This is a genomic window from Candidatus Stygibacter australis (assembly GCA_030765845.1).
Classification (GTDB): Bacteria; Cloacimonadota; Cloacimonadia; order Cloacimonadales; family TCS61; genus Stygibacter; species Stygibacter australis.
Genome location: JAVCDJ010000115.1, coordinates 1 through 3,109, shown reverse-complemented (window position 1 = coordinate 3,109; position 3,109 = coordinate 1). Strand labels below are relative to the sequence as shown.

The window sequence follows — 3,109 nt, the reverse complement described above, 5'->3', positions numbered from 1 at the left end:
AATTAGATCAGGAAGAAGATTTAGCTCAAGGAGATTTATAATGAAAAAGATCATTATTTTATTAGTGTTGTGCAGTGCAGTTTTTTTAGTTGCTGATGATCAGTCAGATGAATTGTGGCAGAAAGCACAAGCCATCGCTGAAGTAAACTGGAGATGGGTAACAGGAGAGATGGAATTACGGGTATCTGGCCTTGATGATAATGGATCAGAGATGATGACCAGTTTATTGATATTCAGTTATGAGCAGGAAGATGGTGAGATAATTGGATATTATGATGGTGGAACTCGTTCAGGAAATCTGATACCGGAACATGATGAGATCGTGCAGATGTTCTTAAGCCAGGATATGAGTCCGGACAGCAGCTCGATTTTCTTTAATAATGCAGACTGGGGACTTGAAGTGACCAGGACTGGAGTGACTGATAAGGTCTTAAAACAAAACTGTGCAGAATTTACTTTCAGTGGGGAAAGACCGGGTGAAGACGGAAAGCCAATTCCCATGGAAGGAAAAGTGTGGCTTGATCTGGAAACCGGAGTGCCGGTATTTATGGAGTCAACTATGTATCCTTCGGTGGAGATGAAGGCAAGATCAGATAATAAGATCACATATCAGTATAAAAAAGATAAACTCACGTTAAAAAAGCTTGAGACAATAACTTCTATGGAAGCAATGGGACAAAAAGTGAAGATGAAAACCGTAGCTAAATTTAAGAAATACTGGTGGTTTGAATCTGAGTAATATAAATACAAGATAGGCATACCTCCGAGATATTTAATTTATGCCTATTAGTGGACTTGCCCCATTTCGGGAATACCTTTAGAGGGGCAAGTCCTGATTATCTAACTAATAAGAAAGACATTATTTGAGTAATATCATTTTTCCGAATTCTTCTAATTGACCTGCTGTTATCTTATAATGATAAATTCCGCTGGGAAGCTGATCCCCCTGGTCGTTTGTACCGTTCCAGAGTTGGTAATTTTCTCCTGAGGACAGGAAACCACGAAAGAGTCTCCTTACCTTTTCACCTTTGGCATTATAAATATCCAGTGAGATAACAGTTGAATAGGGAAGAGTAAACGATATCGTTGTTTCCGGGTTGAAAGGATTTGGATAATTGGAAGTTGCTATCTCTATATTAGTGATCAGATCGGGTTCAATTTCTGTGAGATAATCTGTCAGCAGATATAATCCACTATCTGTGCAGGCGATAATATTGATACAGTCAATCTGTGGATGCCAGGATATTTGGTTGATCTGGAAGCAGGGGAGTCCTTCATTCATGTATTCGAGTTCCGATATATCCTCATACCAGCAGGCTATACCCTGTTCCATAGTTTGAGGAACTTCCCAGCCGACAAAGAGGTTATCATTTTCGTCAAAACCAGCGCTGCTCATATTTACTGACCAGAATTCCACTTCCCAGTTCATACCATAATCCCCGGAACTATATAAACCAGAAGACCAGGATTGATCAGGGAAAATGCCATAGAATGTACCAGAAGGGGAAACTACCAGATCAGAGAGATTTTGCATGGTATTACTTTCGTTCCAGCTATTGCCGGCATCTGATGAGTAATAGATATTACCGCTGGTGCTGACTACATAATGTTCCTGATAAGCTTCCATATCCAGGCATTGTATATTATCGAAGAAGGAGACATTTTCCCAGTTAAATCCATCATGTGAGGAATAAAGCCCATCTTCACCTCCGGCATAGTAACTTGTATCTGCCGGACAATAGGTAATAAAGCGGGGATTCAGCATCCAGTGCAGGATATTGAATTCGTGATTAATAAAATTGAAGCCATAAATCCCATCAGAATATGAACCATCTCCCATAACAGCAATAATATCGGCAGTTGCTGCCATCACGGTTTCCACATCCCAGACCGGCAGATCATAATAGGAATATTCTATCCATTCATCACCTTCATTTACGAGGATACCATTTTCTTCGCAGATAATTTCATAAGCTACACCACCACCAAATACATAAAAATTATAAGTTTCAATGTCAGCAGGACCTATTTCACTCCAGAAATAAGCCAGACAAATTACCGGGATAAAAAGGGTAATAACAAACGCGATAAGAAATTTTTTGTTTTGCATCACAAGACCTCCAAAATTTTCCCCTCAGAAAGTTGTTCTCATACAGCTTATTAATAAAATTACAATGTCAAGATGCGATATTGACTATCAATTTGTCAAATATTAATGATGCCTATCTACGCATCCCCCCGAAATTAAAATATTTTCTTCTGCTAAGTTAGATGTGCACCGCCGCAGCTTTAGCAGCGTAAGCGAAGGATGGACTTCCAGAGTACCGCTGATGAAGATGACTTATGGAGTACAAAAATTCTTAAGTTCCCGATAAACGGGACCTTCGCATCTAAACTCAATATTTTTATTTTAGCAATATCATTTTCCCATATTTTTCCATTTGAACTGCAGTAATTTTATAATGATAGATGCCGCTTGGAAGCTGATCTCCCTGGTCGCTTTTGCCGTTCCAGAGCAGTGAATTTTCTCCTGAGGGCAGGAAACCACGGAAGAGTTTCTTTACCTTTTCGCCTCTGCCATTATAAATGTTCAGAGAAATATCAGTTGAATAGGGAAGAGTAAAAGAAATACATGTTTCCGGATTAAAGGGATTAGGGAAATTGTGTGCAGTAATATTTGAAGGAGTGATATGATCGGGAGAAATATCGGTTTCATATCCTGTGATCATATAAAGTCCTTCATCAGTGCAGGCAATTCTATTCAGACAATTGATCAGGGGATTCCAGGTAATATTATTGATCTGCATACAGCCAAGCCCTTCATTCATGTATTCCAGTTCCCCGATATCAGAATGCCACATTGCAAACCCTTGTGGATTGCCATTAGGTACATTCCAGCCAGTAAATAAGAATCCTGGTCCATCCCAGCTTACACAGGTCATATACATATCCCAGAATTCCACAGTCCAGGTCTCGCCAAAATCAATTGATTTCCATAAACCAGAAGAATAGGAATTATTGGGGAAAATACCATAAAATTCACCGGATTCAGTAACATCAAGATCGCTAAGTAGAAGATATGGACCATTTGTATTCCAGGTGTAACCAG

Annotated in this window: 3 protein-coding genes; 1 reads left to right on the top strand and 2 read right to left on the bottom strand. The window is 39.4% G+C overall.

The features are described from left to right. The first annotated feature begins 40 nt into the window (after positions 1–40). Positions 41–739: a hypothetical protein gene (locus RAO94_06045; GenBank protein MDP8321893.1), complete on the top strand. Its 699-nt coding sequence runs from the start codon at positions 41–43 to the stop codon at positions 737–739. A 120-nt stretch (positions 740–859) separates the two neighbouring features. Here the strand turns inward: RAO94_06045 and RAO94_06040 are convergent, their stop codons facing one another. Further along, complete coding sequence (locus RAO94_06040; protein ID MDP8321892.1) at positions 860–2,110, bottom strand: FlgD immunoglobulin-like domain containing protein; 1,251 nt, start codon at positions 2,108–2,110, stop codon at positions 860–862. 295 nt (positions 2,111–2,405) lie between these two features. Continuing rightward, positions 2,406–3,109: FlgD immunoglobulin-like domain containing protein (locus tag RAO94_06035; protein ID MDP8321891.1), on the bottom strand; the 704-nt coding region annotated here is incomplete at its 5' end.